Annotated in this window: 12 protein-coding genes and 1 tRNA gene; 5 read left to right on the top strand and 8 right to left on the bottom strand. The window is 71.5% G+C overall.

Annotation, left to right across the window (positions count from 1 at the left end; all coding sequences use genetic code 11):
• Positions 1 to 11 precede the first annotated feature (11 nt).
• The 3 genes from IE118_RS09030 to IE118_RS09020 form a co-directional block, all read right to left on the bottom strand.
• Positions 12 to 914, bottom strand: a complete 903-nt coding sequence (locus IE118_RS09030) for an LLM class flavin-dependent oxidoreductase (RefSeq protein ID WP_189557227.1) — start codon at positions 912 to 914, stop codon at positions 12 to 14.
• A 153-nt stretch (positions 915 to 1067) separates the two neighbouring features.
• Positions 1068 to 1616, bottom strand: coding sequence for an RNA 2'-phosphotransferase (locus tag IE118_RS09025; protein ID WP_189557225.1), 549 nt, complete (start codon positions 1614 to 1616; stop codon positions 1068 to 1070).
• 131 nt (positions 1617 to 1747) lie between these two features.
• On the bottom strand, positions 1748 to 3508 hold the full coding sequence (locus tag IE118_RS09020; protein WP_189557223.1) for an SDR family oxidoreductase: 1761 nt from the start codon (positions 3506 to 3508) through the stop codon (positions 1748 to 1750).
• A 170-nt stretch (positions 3509 to 3678) separates the two neighbouring features.
• On the opposite strand from IE118_RS09020, the gene IE118_RS09015 reads away from it, so the two are divergent.
• From IE118_RS09015 to IE118_RS08995, 5 genes are all read left to right on the top strand, one after another.
• Positions 3679 to 4653 (top strand): ABC transporter ATP-binding protein, encoded by a 975-nt coding sequence (locus IE118_RS09015; protein WP_229846759.1) that lies wholly within the window; start codon positions 3679 to 3681, stop codon positions 4651 to 4653.
• On the top strand, positions 4643 to 5557 hold the full coding sequence (locus IE118_RS09010; protein ID WP_189557221.1) for an ABC transporter permease: 915 nt from the start codon (positions 4643 to 4645) through the stop codon (positions 5555 to 5557). Before IE118_RS09015 ends, IE118_RS09010 begins: the two co-directional genes overlap by 11 nt.
• Positions 5558 to 5609: 52 nt before the next feature.
• On the top strand, positions 5610 to 6521 hold the full coding sequence (locus IE118_RS09005; RefSeq protein WP_189557219.1) for an ABC transporter ATP-binding protein: 912 nt from the start codon (positions 5610 to 5612) through the stop codon (positions 6519 to 6521).
• An 11-nt stretch (positions 6522 to 6532) separates the two neighbouring features.
• Positions 6533 to 7252 carry an ABC transporter permease subunit gene (locus IE118_RS09000; RefSeq protein ID WP_189557217.1) on the top strand — a complete coding sequence of 240 codons (720 nt, stop codon included), beginning with the start codon at positions 6533 to 6535 and terminating at the stop codon, positions 7250 to 7252.
• A gap of 314 nt (positions 7253 to 7566) precedes the next feature.
• Positions 7567 to 7655, top strand: a tRNA-OTHER gene (locus IE118_RS08995).
• A gap of 14 nt (positions 7656 to 7669) precedes the next feature.
• On the opposite strand, the gene IE118_RS08990 is transcribed toward IE118_RS08995, so the two are convergent.
• From IE118_RS08990 to IE118_RS08970, 5 genes are all read right to left on the bottom strand, one after another.
• Complete coding sequence (locus tag IE118_RS08990) at positions 7670 to 8473, bottom strand: HAD family hydrolase (protein WP_189557215.1); 804 nt, start codon at positions 8471 to 8473, stop codon at positions 7670 to 7672.
• The gene (serS, locus tag IE118_RS08985) at positions 8470 to 9747 is read right to left on the bottom strand and encodes a serine--tRNA ligase (RefSeq protein WP_189557214.1); all 1278 of its coding nucleotides are present in this window, start codon (positions 9745 to 9747) and stop codon (positions 8470 to 8472) included. The genes IE118_RS08990 and serS overlap by 4 nt, the downstream gene beginning before the upstream one ends.
• Before the next feature lie 550 nt (positions 9748 to 10297).
• Complete coding sequence (gene pheA / locus IE118_RS08980; RefSeq protein ID WP_189557212.1) at positions 10298 to 11230, bottom strand: prephenate dehydratase; 933 nt, start codon at positions 11228 to 11230, stop codon at positions 10298 to 10300.
• Positions 11231 to 11300: 70 nt separating this feature from the next.
• The gene (gene efeB / locus IE118_RS08975) at positions 11301 to 12587 is read right to left on the bottom strand and encodes an iron uptake transporter deferrochelatase/peroxidase subunit (protein WP_189557210.1); all 1287 of its coding nucleotides are present in this window, start codon (positions 12585 to 12587) and stop codon (positions 11301 to 11303) included.
• A gap of 6 nt (positions 12588 to 12593) precedes the next feature.
• Positions 12594 to 14753: a copper resistance CopC/CopD family protein gene (locus IE118_RS08970; protein WP_189557208.1), complete on the bottom strand. Its 2160-nt coding sequence runs from the start codon at positions 14751 to 14753 to the stop codon at positions 12594 to 12596.
• Positions 14754 to 14759 lie beyond the last annotated feature (6 nt).

Genomic DNA, 14759 nt, shown 5'->3' with positions numbered 1-14759 from the left:
AGCGTCGGGGGTCAGCGCAGTTGCGCCGGGGCCTCCATGGCGATCCGTTCGAAGACCTTCTCGTCGGCGGCGAAGTCCGAGTCGGGGATGGGCCAGTGGATCACGATCTCGGTGAAGCCCAGTTCGGCATGGCGTCCCGCGAAGTCGACGAAGGCGTTCAGGGACTCCAGTGGCCGGCTCCGGTCCGGCGTGAAACCGGTGAGCAGGATCTTGTCCAGTTCGGTCACGTCCCGGCCGAGCTCGGCGCAGGCGTCGGCCAGCTTCTCCGCCTGACCGCGAATGGCCTGAACCGACTGCTCGGGCGTACCGCTCTCGAACAGCCGGGGGTCGCCCGTGGTCACCCATGCCTGCCCGTGACGGGCCGCGAGCCGCAGTCCGCGCGGACCGGTCGCCGCCACCGCGAACGGCAGCCGTGGCCGCTGCACACAGCCCGGGATGTTGCGTGCCTCGTGCGCCGCGTAGAAGTCACCCTCGTACGAGACCGAGTCCTCGGCGAGCAGCCGGTCGAGCAGCGGGACGAACTCGGCGAATCGGTCGGCGCGCTCGCGCGGCGTCCACGGCTCCTGGCCCAGCGCGGTGGCGTCGAACCCGGTGCCGCCCGCTCCTATGCCCAGCGTGACCCGCCCCCCGGAGATGTCGTCGAGGGTGATGAGCTCCTTGGCCAGGGTGACCGGGTGCCGGAAGTTCGGCGAGGTCACCAGGGTGCCCAGCCGCATCCGGTCGGTGACCGCCGCGGCCGCGGTGAGGGTCGGGACGGCGCCGAACCACGGGCCGTCCCGGAAGCTGCGCCAGGAGAGGTGGTCGTAGGTGTAGCCCGTGTGGAAGCCGAGCTCCTCGGCACGCGTCCAGGCGGCACGAGTGCCCTCGTGCCAGCGGCGGTAGGGGAGGATCACAGTGCTCAGGCGCAGGCTCATGCCATCGAGCCTATGCGCCCCCACGGGTTTCACGTGAAACGTCGGCCCACGCGCGTCCCCGCGGGAGGGAACCGCCGGGACCGGTGGTCACGCCGACGTCCGGGAGGTGTCACCGGCTCACGGCACCCGCCCGTCGTAGCGCCGCTCACGCGGTCAGTGGCCGGCGGGGAAGCGCAGATACCGGCTCGGTACGGCCCGGGTCAGCCATACGCCGTTCTCGCTCAGGTGGAAGACATGGCCGTCGCGGTGCATCGCGCCCGTGTCCACGGACAGCACGACCGGCCGCCCCCTGCGGGCACCCACGCGGGTCGCCGTCTCGCGGTCGGCGGAGAGGTGCACGGTGTGCCGGTCCATGGGGCGCAGCCCCTCGGCCCGGATCGCCTCCAGGTTCCGGGCGACGGTGCCGTGGTACAGGTACGGCGGCGGAACGGCCGGGGGAAGGCCGAGATCGACGTCGACACTGTGCCCCTGACTGGCGCGGATCCGGGTGCCCTCCACGGCGAAGCGCCGCTTGTCATTGGTGGCGACGACGTGGTCCAGCTCTTCCCGGGTGAACGGGAATCCGTGCGCGGTCGCCGCGGCGATCAGCGCCTCGATCTCGGTCCAGCCGCCCTCGTCGAGGGTGAGGCCGATCCGCTCCGGCTGGTGGCGCAGATGCCGGGAGAGGTATTTCGACACCTTCACGGTGCGTCTTTCGTCCATCCGTCCAGGGTGCCGGGAGAGACGCGCATCACGCGATCCCTTTAGGTGCGGAGGTTTGATCCACAGTCACGTGCGGTTTTCCACAGTGGATGGGGTCTCCGCTGTGGACAACGGGCCGCACCCCGGGGGTCTCACAGCGGCGGCTTCAGCCGCGCGATCCGGCGCAGCGCACCGGGCATCCACCGCGCGAGCGCGTACGCCGCCCGGGCCTCCGGGGTGACCGGGACCACCGCCCGGTCACGCGCCACCGCCCGCAGGATCGCGGCGGCGACCTTCTCCGGCGGGTAGCCGCGCAGCCCGTACAGACGGGCCGCCCGCTTCCGCAGCCGCCGCTCCTCCTCGGCGTCCACCCCTGCGAACCGCGCGGTGGAGGTGATGGCGGTGTCCACGAACCCCGGGCACACCACCGTCACGCCGATGCCGCAGCCGGCGAGCTCCGCACGCAGGCACTCGCTCAGCATCAGCACCGCCGCCTTGGAGGTGCTGTAGGCCGGCAGCGCCCTGGAGGGCTGGAACGCCGCGGCGGACGCCACGTTGACGATGTGGCCGCCCTGCCCGCGCTCGGCCATCCGCCGCCCGAAGAGGCGGCAGCCGTGGATCACACCCCACAGGTTGACGTCGAGGACCTTCCTCCAGTCCTCCGCGGTGGTGTCGAAGAAGGAGCCGCTCAGTCCGATGCCGGCGTTGTTCACCAGGACGTCCGGCACGCCGTACTCGGTGCCGACCCGCTCGGCGAGCTTCTCCATCGCCTGTTCGTCGGACACGTCCACCGTCTCCGCCCAGGCCGCCGCGGCGCCCCGGCTGAGGGCCTCCCCGGCGGTGCCGGCCGCGGCCTCCGCGTCCCGGTCGACCGCCAGCACGCGCGCACCCGCCTCGGCGAACGCGAGCGCGGTGGCCCGCCCGATGCCGCTGCCCGCCCCGGTGACCAGGACCAGCTGTCCGCCGAACCGGTCGGCGTGCGGGCCGGCCGCCGGCACCGGGGCCCGGCCGCCCTCCTCCACGGACGTCACGAAGTCGGAGATCCACGTCGTCAGCTGGTCCGGGCGGCTGCGCGGCACCCAGTGCCTGGCCCGCAGCGTCCGCCGGGTCAGCCGCGGCGCCCACTGCTCGAGATCCTCGTAGAGCCGCTCCGAGAGGAACGCGTCGTCCAGGGGCGTGATGAGCTGCACGGGCGCGTGCGCGTAGGCGTCGGAGCGGGGGTTGCGCAGCCGCGGGCGCACGTTGTCCCGGTAGAGCCAGGCGCCGTGGGCCGCGTCCGACGGCAGGGAAGCGGTCGGATAGCCGTCGCCGGGCACCTTCTCCAGGCGCTCGAGCAGCCGCGGCCAGACCCTGCCGAGCGGCCCGCGCCACGCCAGCTCCGGCAGCACGGGCGTGTGCAGCAGGTAGACGTACCAGGACTTGGCGCCCTGCCCCAGCAGCCGGCCGACCCGGCGCGGGGTCGGCCGCTTCACCCGGCGGTCGATCCAGTGCCCGAAGTGGTCGAGCGAGGGGCCGGAGATCGAGGTGAAGGAGGCGATCCGCCCCTCGGCGCGCCCGACCGTCACGAACTCCCAGGACTGCACCGAGCCCCAGTCGTGCCCCACCAGGTGCACCGGGCGGTCCGGGCTCACCGCGTCCACGACCGCCAGGAAGTCGTCGGTCAGCTTCTCCAGCGTGAACCCGCCCCGCAGGGGACGCGGCGCCGTGGACCGGCCGTGACCCCGCACGTCGTACGCCACGACGTGGAACCGCTCCGCGAGCCGGACCGCGACCTCGGACCACACCTCCTTGCTGTCCGGATAGCCGTGCACCAGGACCACCACCGGCCGTCCCGGTTCCCCCAGCTCGGCCACGCACAGCTCGACCCCGCCCGTACGCACCCGGCGCTCCCGCGCACCGCTCATCCCCGTCACACCCGCGAATGTGGCAGTCGTCAACGGACTCGTCAACGGTGCCCCCGCCCCGCGCATAGCTCTCAGGCAGGGCTTCCCTTACGGGCCCGTACGACTCCAGGGGGACCCCAAGACGGCTCTCCGGGCTGACGACCCGAGTGGTGCGGGTCACTACCGTCGGGGACGTGACTGTGATCGCGACCGAAAGCCTGAGCAAGCGGTTCCCCCGGGTGACCGCTCTTGACCGGCTCTCCGTGGACGTCGGGCCCGGTGTGACCGGACTCGTCGGAGCCAATGGAGCCGGCAAGTCCACACTGATCAAGATCCTTCTGGGTCTGTCCCCCGCCACCGAGGGCCGCGCCGAGGTGCTCGGCCTCGACGTGGTCACCAAGGGCCCCGCCATCCGCGAGCGGGTCGGCTACATGCCGGAACACGACTGCCTGCCCCCGGACGTCTCGGCCACCGAGTTCGTCGTCCACATGGCGCGCATGTCCGGCCTGCCGCCCACCGCCGCGCGGGAACGCACCGCGGACACTCTGCGCCACGTCGGCCTGTACGAGGAGCGCTACCGCCCCATCGGCGGCTACTCGACCGGCATGAAGCAGCGCGTGAAGCTCGCCCAGGCCCTCGTGCACGACCCCCAGCTGGTCTTCCTGGACGAGCCGACCAACGGCCTCGACCCGGTCGGCCGCGACGAGATGCTCGGCCTGATCCGCCGGATCCACACCGACTTCGGCATCTCCGTCCTGGTCACCTCGCACCTGCTGGGCGAGCTCGAACGCACCTGCGACCACGTCGTCGTCATCGACGGCGGCAAGCTGCTGCGCTCCAGCTCCACCACGGACTTCACCCAGAAGACCACGACCCTCGCGATCGAGGTCACCGACACCGACGAGCACCCGGACGGCACCCGCGCGGTGCGCGAGGCGCTGCAGGCGCGCGGCGTGGCCGTCGAGGACGGCAGCGGACTGCCGGGCGCCGGGCACGTCCTGCTGCTCACCGCGCAGGGCGAGGAGACGTACGACCTGGTCCGCGACCTCATCGCGGACCTCGGCCTCGGACTGGTGCGCATGGAACAGCGCCGGCACCACATCTCCGAGGTCTTCACCGACCACGACGAACAGCGTGACGAGCAGCGGAAGGAGGCGGTCGGCCATGGCAGCTGAGCAGTCCGTGCAGACACCAGCCACTGCACCGGGTGACACCCGCATCCACAACATCGGCTACCGCTCCTACGACGGCCCCCGGCTGGGCCGTGGCTACGCGCGGCTGTCGCTGTACTCGCAGTCCCTGCGCGGCTCCTACGGCCTCGGCCGGTCGGTGAAGTCCAAGGTGCTGCCGATGCTGCTGTTCGTGGTGATGTGCGTGCCCGCCGCCATCATGGTGGCCGTCGCGGTCGCCACCAAGGCCAACGACCTGCCCGTGGACTACACGCGGTACGCGATCGTCATGCAGGCCGTCATCAGCCTCTACGTCGCCTCCCAGGCGCCGACGTCCGTCTCGCGCGACCTGCGCTTCAAGACCGTACCGCTGTACTTCTCGCGTCCCATCGAGACCGCCGACTACGTGCGCGCCAAGTTCGCCGCGCTGGCCTCGGCCCTGTTCATCCTCACTGCCGCCCCCCTGCTGGTGCTGTACGTCGGCGCGCTGCTGGCCAAGCTCGACTTCACCGACCAGACCAAGGGATTCGCACAGGGACTGGTCTCCGTGGCACTGCTCTCCCTGCTCTTCGCCGGCATCGGGCTGGTCATCGCGTCGGTCACGCCGCGCCGCGGCTTCGGCATCGCGGCCGTGATCGCCGTCCTGACCATCTCCTACGGCGCGGTCTCCACGCTCCAGGCGATCGCCGACGTCCAGGGCAGCGGCGACGCCGGCATCTGGATCGGTCTGTTCTCGCCCATCACCCTGATCGACGGAGTGCAGTCCGCCTTCCTGGGCGCGAGCTCCGCCTTCCCTGGCGGGGTGGGTCCGGACCAGGGCGAGGGCGTCGTCTTCGTGGTGTTCACCCTCGGACTGATCGCCGCCTGCTACGGCCTGCTGGTGCGCCGCTACAAGAAGGTGGGCCTGTGACCGCGCCCGACCCGTCGCCCGCCACCACCTCCTCAAGGAACCGGCTGCGCCCATGAGCACTCTCACGATCGACCACGTCTCCCGCTGGTTCGGCAACGTGGTCGCCGTCAACGACATCACCATGACCATCGGCCCGGGCGTCACCGGCCTCCTCGGCCCCAACGGTGCCGGCAAGTCCACCCTCATCAACATGATGGGCGGCTTCCTCGCCCCTTCCACCGGCTCCGTCACCCTGGACGGCCGGCCGGTGTGGCGCAACGAGACCATCTACCGGCACATCGGCATCGTCCCCGAGCGCGAGGCGATGTACGACTTCCTGACCGGCCGTGAGTTCGTCGTCGCCAACGCCGAACTGCACGGCCTGGGTGCCAAGGCCGCCCAGAAGGCCCTGGCCACGGTCGAGATGGAGTACGCACAGGACCGCAAGATCGCCACGTACTCCAAGGGCATGCGGCAGCGCGTGAAGATGGCCTCCGCGCTGGTCCACGAGCCGTCGCTGCTCCTGCTGGACGAGCCCTTCAACGGCATGGACCCGCGCCAGCGCATGCAGCTGATGGACCTGCTGCGGCGCATGGGCGACGAGGGCCGCACCGTGCTGTTCTCGTCCCACATCCTCGAAGAGGTCGAGCAGCTCGCCTGGCACATCGAGGTCGTCGTCGCCGGCCGGCACGCGGCCAGTGGCGACTTCCGCCGGATCCGCCGCCTGATGACGGACCGTCCGCACCGCTACCTGGTGCGCTCCAGCGACGACCGCGCGCTCGCGGCCGCGCTGATCGCCGACCCGTCGACGTCCGGCATCGAGGTGGACGTGGCGGAGGGCGCGCTGCGCGTCCAGGCCGTCGACTTCGGACGCTTCACGTCCCTGCTGCCGAAGGTCGCGCGCGAGCACGGCATCCGGCTGCTCACGGTCTCGCCGTCCGACGAGTCCCTCGAGTCCGTCTTCTCGTATCTCGTCGCGGCGTAGGAGGCCGAAGAATGTACGACCCCACAGTCGCCCGGCTCACCTACCGGGCCCTGCTCGGCCGCCGCCGGGCTCTCATCCTGGGCGCGCTGCCCCTGCTGCTGATCGCGATCTCCCTGGCGGTGCGCGCGCTCGCCGGCGCCGACGACCAGACCGCCGCCGACGTGCTGGGCGGACTGGCGCTCGCCACCATGGTGCCGATCATCGGCGTCATCGCCGGTACCGGCGCGATCGGTCCCGAGATCGACGACGGCTCGGTGGTGTACCTGCTCTCCAAGCCGATCAAGCGGCCCACGATCATCTACACCAAGCTGATCGTCGCGGTCGCCGTCACCATGGTGTTCTCGGCGGTCCCGACCCTGATCGCCGGCTTCGTCCTGAACGGCAACGGCCAGCAGGTCGCCGTGGCCTACACGGTGGCCGCGCTGGTCGCCTCCATCGCCTACGCCGCCCTCTTCCTGCTGCTCGGCACGGTCTCGCGGCACGCGGTGGTCTTCGGGCTGGTCTACGCGCTGGTCTGGGAGGCGCTGTTCGGCTCCCTGGTGCCCGGCGCGCGCACGCTGAGCGTCCAGCAGTGGGCGCTGGCCGTGGCGCAGAAGGTCTCCGGCGGTGACCTGGTCACCTCGGACGTGAGCCTGACGACCGCGACGGTGCTGCTCGCCGCGGTCACCGTGCTCGCCACCTGGTACGCGGGCCAGAAGCTGCGCACGCTGACGCTCGCCGGCGAGGAGTGAGGCGCCGCCGTCCGCCGGACGGGTGGCGGCGTCGCCCGGCGTGGCGGCGGCGCCACCCGTTCTTATTCGGTGGCGCCCCGTTCGTCCGGCGGGCAGAGTGAGGGTTGTCCGCAACGCCGGGATCGTCCGGCGTCCTGTACCGGGAGAGGAGCGGGGACGATGTCCATGCACGGCATCACGTCCTGCTCCCTGCGGGGCAGCCCGCGGCGGGCTCCGGAGTAATCCCTACTGCTCCGTCGAGTCCGCCCGCACGGGAGCTGCCCGGGGCGGCCGCTTCGAGCACGCGCGCCTTCGTCGCGTGGGCCGCCCCACCCGGAGGATTGGCCGAGAGGTAAGGCACTGGCTCCGTTCGAGCCACGGTCGGGTCCGAGAGCCCGCGCACGTTCGATCCGTGCATCCTCCGCGCGACGCCGGGCGTCAGCCCAGCAACCGCTCCAGCACCACCGCGATGCCGTCCTCCTCGTTGGAGGCCGTCACCTCGTCGGCCACCGCCCGCAGGTCCGGGTGGGCGTTGGCCATGGCCACGCTGTGTCCGGCCCAGGCGAACATCGGGAGGTCGTTCGGCATGTCGCCGAAGGCGATCGTGCCTGCCGCCTTCACACCCAGCCGGCGTGCCGCCAGCGACAGTCCCGTCGCCTTCGACAGGCCGAGCGGGAGCAGCTCGACGATCCCCTCACCCGCCATGGTGACGGTGACGAAACCCCCCGCCGTGCGGGTGGCCGCCTCGGCGAGCTCGTCGGAGGTCAGGTCCGGGTGCTGGATGTACAGCTTGTTCAGGGGCGCGGCCCACACGTCGGAGGCGTCCGTGAAGGGGATCGAGGGCAGCGCGCCGTGGACCTCGTACCCGGGACCGACCAGCACCTCGCCCTCCAGCCCGTCGCGGCTGGCCGCCAGGTACAGCGGGCCGACCTCCGCCTCGATCTTGGCCAGTGCCACTCCCGCGAGCTGGCGGTCCAGCGTCACCGACGTCAGCAGCCGGTGGGCTCCGGCGTCGTACACCTGTGCGCCCTGACCGCAGACGGCCAGTCCGGTGTAGCCGAGGTCGTCGAGTATGGGACGGGTCCAGGGCACCGCGCGGCCGGTGACGACGATGTGGGCGGCGCCCGCCGCGGTGGCCGCGGCGAGCGCGTCACGGGTGCGGCGGGAGACCGAGTGGTCGTCCCGCAGCAGCGTGCCGTCGAGGTCGGTGGCGACGAGCCCGTAGGGGAAGGCCGCGCTCACTTGGCGACCGGTTCCAGGAGCTCCCGGCCGCCCAGGTACGGACGCAGCACCTCCGGCACGCGGACCGAGCCGTCGGCCTGCTGGTGGTTCTCCAGGATCGCCACGATGGTGCGCGGTACGGCGCACAGCGTGCCGTTGAGCGTGGCCAGTGGGCGCACCTTCTTGTCCTCGCGGACCCGGATCGACAGCCGGCGCGACTGGAACTCGGTGCAGTCCGAGGTCGAGGTCAGCTCGCGGTACTTGCCCTGGGTCGGGACCCACGCCTCGCAGTCGTACTTACGCGCGGCCGAGGAACCCAGGTCGCCGGAGGCGACGTCGATCACGCGGAACGGCAGCTCCAGCGAGGTCAGCCACTGCTTCTCCCACTCCAGCAGGCGCTGGTGCTCCGCCTGGGAGTCCTCCGGGGCGACGTACGAGAACATCTCGACCTTGTCGAACTGGTGTACGCGGAAGATGCCCCGGGTGTCCTTGCCGTGCGAGCCGGCCTCACGGCGGAAGCAGGGCGAGAAGCCCGCGTAGCGCAGCGGCAGCCGGTCGGCGTCGATGATCTCGTCCATGTGGTACGCCGCCAGCGGCACCTCGGAGGTGCCGACCAGGTACAGGTCGTCCTTCTCGAGGTGGTAGACGTCCTGCGCGGCCTGGCCGAGGAAGCCGGTGCCCGCCATCGACTGGGGGCGGACCAGGGCCGGGGTGAGCATCGGCGTGAAGCCGGCCGCGGTGGCCTGGGCGATCGCCGCGTTCACCAGGGCGAGCTCCAGCAGGGCACCGACACCGGTGAGGAAGTAGAAGCGCGAGCCGGAGACCTTGGCGCCGCGCTCGACGTCGATGGCGCCGAGGAGGTGGCCGAGCTCCAGGTGGTCCCGGGGCTCGAAGCCCTCCGCGCCGAAGTCGCGGATGCTGCCGTGCGTCTCCAGCGTGACGAAGTCCTCCTCGCCGCCGACGGGCACGTCGGGGTGGACGAGGTTGCTCAGCCTGGACAGCAGCTCCTGCGTCTCGGCGTCGGCCGCGTCCCGCTCGGCGTCGGCGGCCTTCACGTCGGCCTTGAGCTGTTCGGCCTTGCGCAGCAGCTCGGCCTTCTCGTCGCCGGCCGCCTTGGGGATGAGCTTGCCGAGCGCCTTCTGCTCGGCGCGGAGCTCGTCGAAGCGGACGCCGGACGACCTGCGCCGTTCGTCGGCAGACAGGAGGGCGTCGACGAGCGCGACGTCCTCTCCACGGGCGCGCTGCGACGCACGCACACGGTCGGGGTCCTCACGGAGCAGGCGAAGGTCAATCACGCGGTCAAGGCTACCGGTGCGGGATGACGGCCCACGACTCACTATTGCGGAGGGACACGTCACGTCGCGTTATGGGTGAAATGCCCTGTGCGTCCCCCGGCTGAATCGAGCGGCGTGATCACCTTGAACGGGTCACTCCGTCGCCGTCGGTTGACCGGAGTCCCTTGCGTGAGGCGGCACTTGGGCCCGGTTGTCCACAGGTGGCCCCGCTTTCCGGAAAGTTATCCACAGGGTGTGGGGAAGATCTGTGGATTCCGGAATTGATCACTCCGAAAAGCCCGGTCGGCACCGTGGATTCCCCGTACAAACCCCCTCTATCCCCACCTTTGAGGGGAAAGAGTTCGCCCCAAAGGGTTGACCAAAGGAAAAGGGTGGACGAAGGGTGAGGTGCGGAACGATGAACGCGATCATGCCCTGAAGGGCGATTTGTCGACGGAACGGCCCGTCGGTGTCGACTTGTCCCCAGGTCGAGAAGCGAGCCTGTGGATAACTCCTGTGGACAACGACAATCAGCAGGTAGGACCGGGCTGCCGGCTGAACGCCTCCGGCCTCAGAACCGGCCGTCCTGGCAGCGCGCCACCCAGTCCGCCGCGCCCACGAACTCCTCGTCGGACGTCCCGGGGAACGGGGGCCGCACCTCTCCCGGACGTACGTCCGCACGCGGGTACGAACCGAGATAGCGCACCTGGAGGCAGATCCGTTTCAGCCCCATCAGCGCCTCGGCCATCCGGCGGTCCGAGATGTGCCCCTCGGCATCCACACAGAAGCAGTAATTGCCGATCCCGGCGCCGGTGGGCCGGGACTGGAGCAGCATCAGGTTGATGCCGCGCGTGGCGAACTCGCCCAGCAGATCGCGCAGGCCGCCGGGATGGTCGTCGCGCTGCCAGAGCACCACGGAGGTCTTGTCCGCGCCGGTGGGCGCGGCCGGCCGGGCGGGGCGACCCACCAGGACGAACCGGGTCTGCGCGTTCTCCGCGTCGTGGATCCCCGTCTCCAGGGGCTCCAGGCCGTACCGGGCCGCCGCGAACTCTCCGGCGAAGGCCGCGTCGTAGCGGCCCTCCTGGACCAGGCGCGCACCGTCGGCGTTGGAGGCGGCCGATTCCCAGACGGCGTCGGGGAGGTGCGTCTTCAGCCAGTTGCGCACCTGCGGCTGGGCCGCCGGGTGGGCGGTGACCGTCTTGACGTCCGACAGCTTGGTGCCCGGCCGCACCAGCAGCGCGAAGGTGATCGACAGCAGGACCTCGCGGTAGATCATCAACGGGGTACCCGCGACGAGCTCGTCAAGGGTGGTGGTGATGCCGCCCTCGACCGAGTTCTCGATGGGGACGAAAGCGGCCTCCGCCTCGCCGACCCGCACCGCGTCGAGCGCGGACTGCACGGACACGTAAGGGATCAGCTCACGGGTCGCCGCCTCGGGAAGGGTACGCAGGGCCACTTCGGTGAAGGTGCCCTCTGGGCCGAGATACGCATAGCTCGCTGGCATGTCCTCACCCTAATGGGCCTCCGCCGACGGACACTCCCGGAAAGCCCTCAGGGGCGACTCGGGGCCGTTCTCACCCCTCCAGCAACGCCTGACCCACATACTCTCCCTCCGCCGCGCCGCCCGGGACCGCGAACAGCCCGCTCGCCTCGTGACGGATGAACGGGGTCAGTGCGTCGCCCCGGTCCAGCTTGCGCTGCACCGGCACGAACCCGCGCAGTGGATCCGCCTGCCAGCAGATGAACAGCAGACCCGCGTCCGGGACCCCGTCCGAGTCGATCCCGTCGTGATACGAGAACGGGCGGCGGAGCATCGCCGCGCCACCGTTCTGATCGGGACGCGTGATCCTCGCGTGGGCGTTGAACGGGACCACGAGAGCACCCTCGGCGTCGGTCTTCTCCAGATCCATGGCGGACGTCTCGCCGCCTCCGGACAGCGGTGCCCCGTCGGACTTCCGGCGCCCGATCACCTGCTCCTGCTCCGTGACCGACAACTGCTCCCAGTCGTCCAGCAGCATGCGGATACGGCGGACGACGGCATAGGAGCCGTTCGCCATCCAGGCGGGCTCCCCCTTCTCCGGTACGAAGATCCGCTGGTCGAAGTCGGAGTCGGCGGGCTTGGGATTGCGCGTGCCGTCGACCTGGCCCATCAGGTTGCGGGCGGTCATGGGATGGGACGTGGCGCCCGGGGACCGGTTGAACCCGTTCATCTGCCAGCGCACCCTGGCCGCCGAGCCGGCATCCTTCTGGACGGCACGAAGGGCGTGGAAGGCCACGAGGGCATCGTCCGCGCCGATCTGCACCCACAGGTCGCCGTTGCTGCGGGCCTTGTCGAGCCGGTCGGAGGAGAAGTCGGGCAGCGGGTCCAGGGAGACCGGGCGCTGCTTCTGCAGTCCGGTACGCCCGAAGAAGCTGTGACCAAAACCGAAGGTGAGGGTCAGCGAGGAGGGTCCGGCGTCACGGGCCACATCGGTGTCACCCTGGGCCGCCGGCTCGCCCGCCATCAGCCGGCGAGCCGTGTCCGACCAGCGGCGCAGCAGGGCGGCCGCTTCCTTGCGACCGGCGCCGGGGGCGAGATCGAAGGCGATGAGATGGCCCCGGGCCTGGAGGGGCTGGGTGATGCCGGGCTGATGTTTCACGTGAAACGGCACGCGGTTGTCGCCCACCGAGGACAACGGGGTGGCCGCCGCGGGCGCCGAGGCATGCCCCACGGCCCCGCCCGCAGCTCCGAGGACGAGCCCCGTGGCACCCGCCGTGCCCAGCAGCCGACGGCGGGAAATGCCGGCCCCTGTGGTCCGGACGACAGGCTCCTCCGGGAGCGCCTGCGGGGTACGGACCTGCGGAATGGAATGGTCAGCCATGGTGGTTCAGCCGATCTGCGTGTTCTTCGAGACGGTCACCTGGTCGATGTCGGAGGTGCGCACGGTCACCTCGACCTTCCAGTCGCCCGCCATGGGGAGCTGCACCCCGCTCGCCGACCAGTGTCCGGGGGAGACGCGGTCGGGGACGACGGGCAGCGGCCCGATGTCCTGGGCGGAGAGGGTGAAGGCGATCGCCACCTCGGGGACGTCGAGGGGACGGCCGCCCGGGCCTTCCACATAGAGGTGCGTGGTGTTGTTCCCGACGCCGGCCGGATCGAGGTCGATCGTGACGACGCCCTTGCCGTTGGCGCCGCCGGTGTCGAAGGGCATGTTCAGGGTCACCGCGCCGGTGCCCTGGCCGGTCGAGGTGGAGGCCGAGGAGGAAGCACCGGCCGCCTGGGCCTCCTGTTCCGTGCGCCCCGGCTCGGTCTGCGTCAGCACGGTGGTGACGGCGAGCAGGACGACGGCGATGCCCGCCTCGGCGAGCACGGAACGGCGCAGCCCCGTGCGGTGGGGGTCGGCGTCCCGCAGGCGCTTCTGCCGGGCGTTCTCGACAGCGGCCCGCTGCCGGGCGAGCTGAGCGGCCCGCGCGGAGCCCGCGCCGTCCGCCCCTCCGGCCCCGGCCTTCGCCTCCCCGGTGTCCGCGGCCGTCCCGGTCCGTCCGGCGGTGACCCCGGCCTGGGGAGCGCCGGACGTCCGGACGCCGGACCGCTCCGGCCCGGCCGTACCGGTGCCTGCCTTCTCGGCGGACCCGGCATCGGCGGACGCGGCCTTCTCGGCGGACCCGGCGTCGGTGGACAGTGCCTTCTCGGTGGAAACGACCGCCTTCTCCGGGCGCGCGGCCTCCTGGGCGGACCCGGCGTCGGTGGACAAGGCCTTCTGGGCGGACCCGGAGTCGGCGGCCTCGGCCCCCGGGGTGGACACGGCTGCCGCGGGGGCCTGCGCCAGCCGGGCCGTCCACCGCCGTGAGAAGAAGGCGACACCGACCAGCAGCGCCACGAGCCCGAGCTTGACGAGCAGCAGCTGCCCGTAGCGGGTGTCGGTGAACGCCGACCAGGAGCCGAGCTGCCGCCAGCTCTGGTAGATCCCGGTGACGACCAGCACGATCACGCTGCCGAAGGCCAGTCGCGAGAACCGCCGGACGGCGTCCCGGCCGACCGGCGTTTCGGCGGGTGCCCTGAAGAGCGCGACGAGCAGTGCGGTCAGCCCGCCGAACCAGGCGGCGACGGCCAGCAGGTGGACCACGTCGACCGGCATGGCGATACCGGGCTGGAGCCCCTGGGAGGCGTGCTCGGACATCGCCCAGCTCGCGGCCAGACCGGACGCCACGACCGTGCCGCCGATCGCGAGACCGAAGGTCACATCCCGCTTCTCCTCGTCGTCCCGCTTGTCGTGGGAGCCGAACAGCACGGCGATGAACAGCGCCGCCGCGGCGAGCAGCAGCAGCCGGGAGACCAGTGCCGCGCCCGTCTTGGTCTGGAGCACGTCCCCGAGCAGCGAGAGGTCGAAGACGTCGCCGAGCCTTCCCGAGGTGGTGTAGGAGCCGCGCAGGAGCAGCAGCCCGAGTGTGGCCGCGGTGAGTGCCACCCATCCGGAGACGACCAGCCGCTGCACCGCCCGCACCCCGGAGCCGCGCGGCCAGCAGGCGAGCACGAAGGCGGCACCGCCGGCCATGACGGCGAACCCGGCGTAGGACACGTACCGGCCGAAGGCGTACAGCCAGCCGACCGGGCCGTCGTCGGACCCCTGGGCGGAGACCGAGACGGATGTCTCGGACGGGGCGCCGATGGAGAAGGTGAAGGCACCGGCGACCGGATGGCTGTCCGCGGACACCACCTGGTAGGCCACGGTGTAGGTGCCGTCGGGCAGCCCGCTGAGCAGGCGCACGGTGTAGGTGGTGCCGCTCGGGTTGGCCGGGTCGCCCTTGTCCACCCGCGTGCCCTTGGGGTCGAGCACCCGCACCGCGTCGTCGCCGACGGCGACCGGCTCGGAGAAGGTGAGCGAGACCTGGCTGGGGGCCGTGGCGACCACCGCCCCGCGCCCGGGGTCGCTGCCGGTCAGCGCGGCGTGCGCGGACGCGGGAGCGGCCCCGGCGAGGAGCGCGCCGGTGACGGCCAGGAACAGCAGCACCAGGGTGCGCACGCGGGGGGCGATGGTCTGGGTCACAGGGGT

It is taken from the genome of Streptomyces pilosus (assembly GCF_014649835.1).
GTDB lineage: Bacteria > Actinomycetota > Actinomycetes > Streptomycetales > Streptomycetaceae > Streptomyces > Streptomyces pilosus.
Note: the sequence above shows the minus strand (reverse complement) of the source record. Positions and strands in the feature narration are given on the sequence as shown.

What these genes read in the sequence shown, in the direction of transcription:
- IE118_RS09030 (WP_189557227.1), bottom strand. Translation starts at nt 914, where the DNA reads ATGAGCCTGCGCCTGAGCACTGTGATCCTCCCCTACCGCCGCTGGCAC.
- IE118_RS09025 (WP_189557225.1), bottom strand. Translation starts at nt 1,616, where the DNA reads ATGGACGAAAGACGCACCGTGAAGGTGTCGAAATACCTCTCCCGGCAT.
- IE118_RS09010 (WP_189557221.1), top strand. Translation starts at nt 4,643, where the DNA reads ATGGCAGCTGAGCAGTCCGTGCAGACACCAGCCACTGCACCGGGTGAC.
- IE118_RS09005 (WP_189557219.1), top strand. Translation starts at nt 5,610, where the DNA reads ATGAGCACTCTCACGATCGACCACGTCTCCCGCTGGTTCGGCAACGTG.
- IE118_RS09000 (WP_189557217.1), top strand. Translation starts at nt 6,533, where the DNA reads ATGTACGACCCCACAGTCGCCCGGCTCACCTACCGGGCCCTGCTCGGC.
- pheA (WP_189557212.1), bottom strand. Translation starts at nt 11,230, where the DNA reads ATGCCAGCGAGCTATGCGTATCTCGGCCCAGAGGGCACCTTCACCGAA.
- efeB (WP_189557210.1), bottom strand. Translation starts at nt 12,587, where the DNA reads ATGGCTGACCATTCCATTCCGCAGGTCCGTACCCCGCAGGCGCTCCCG.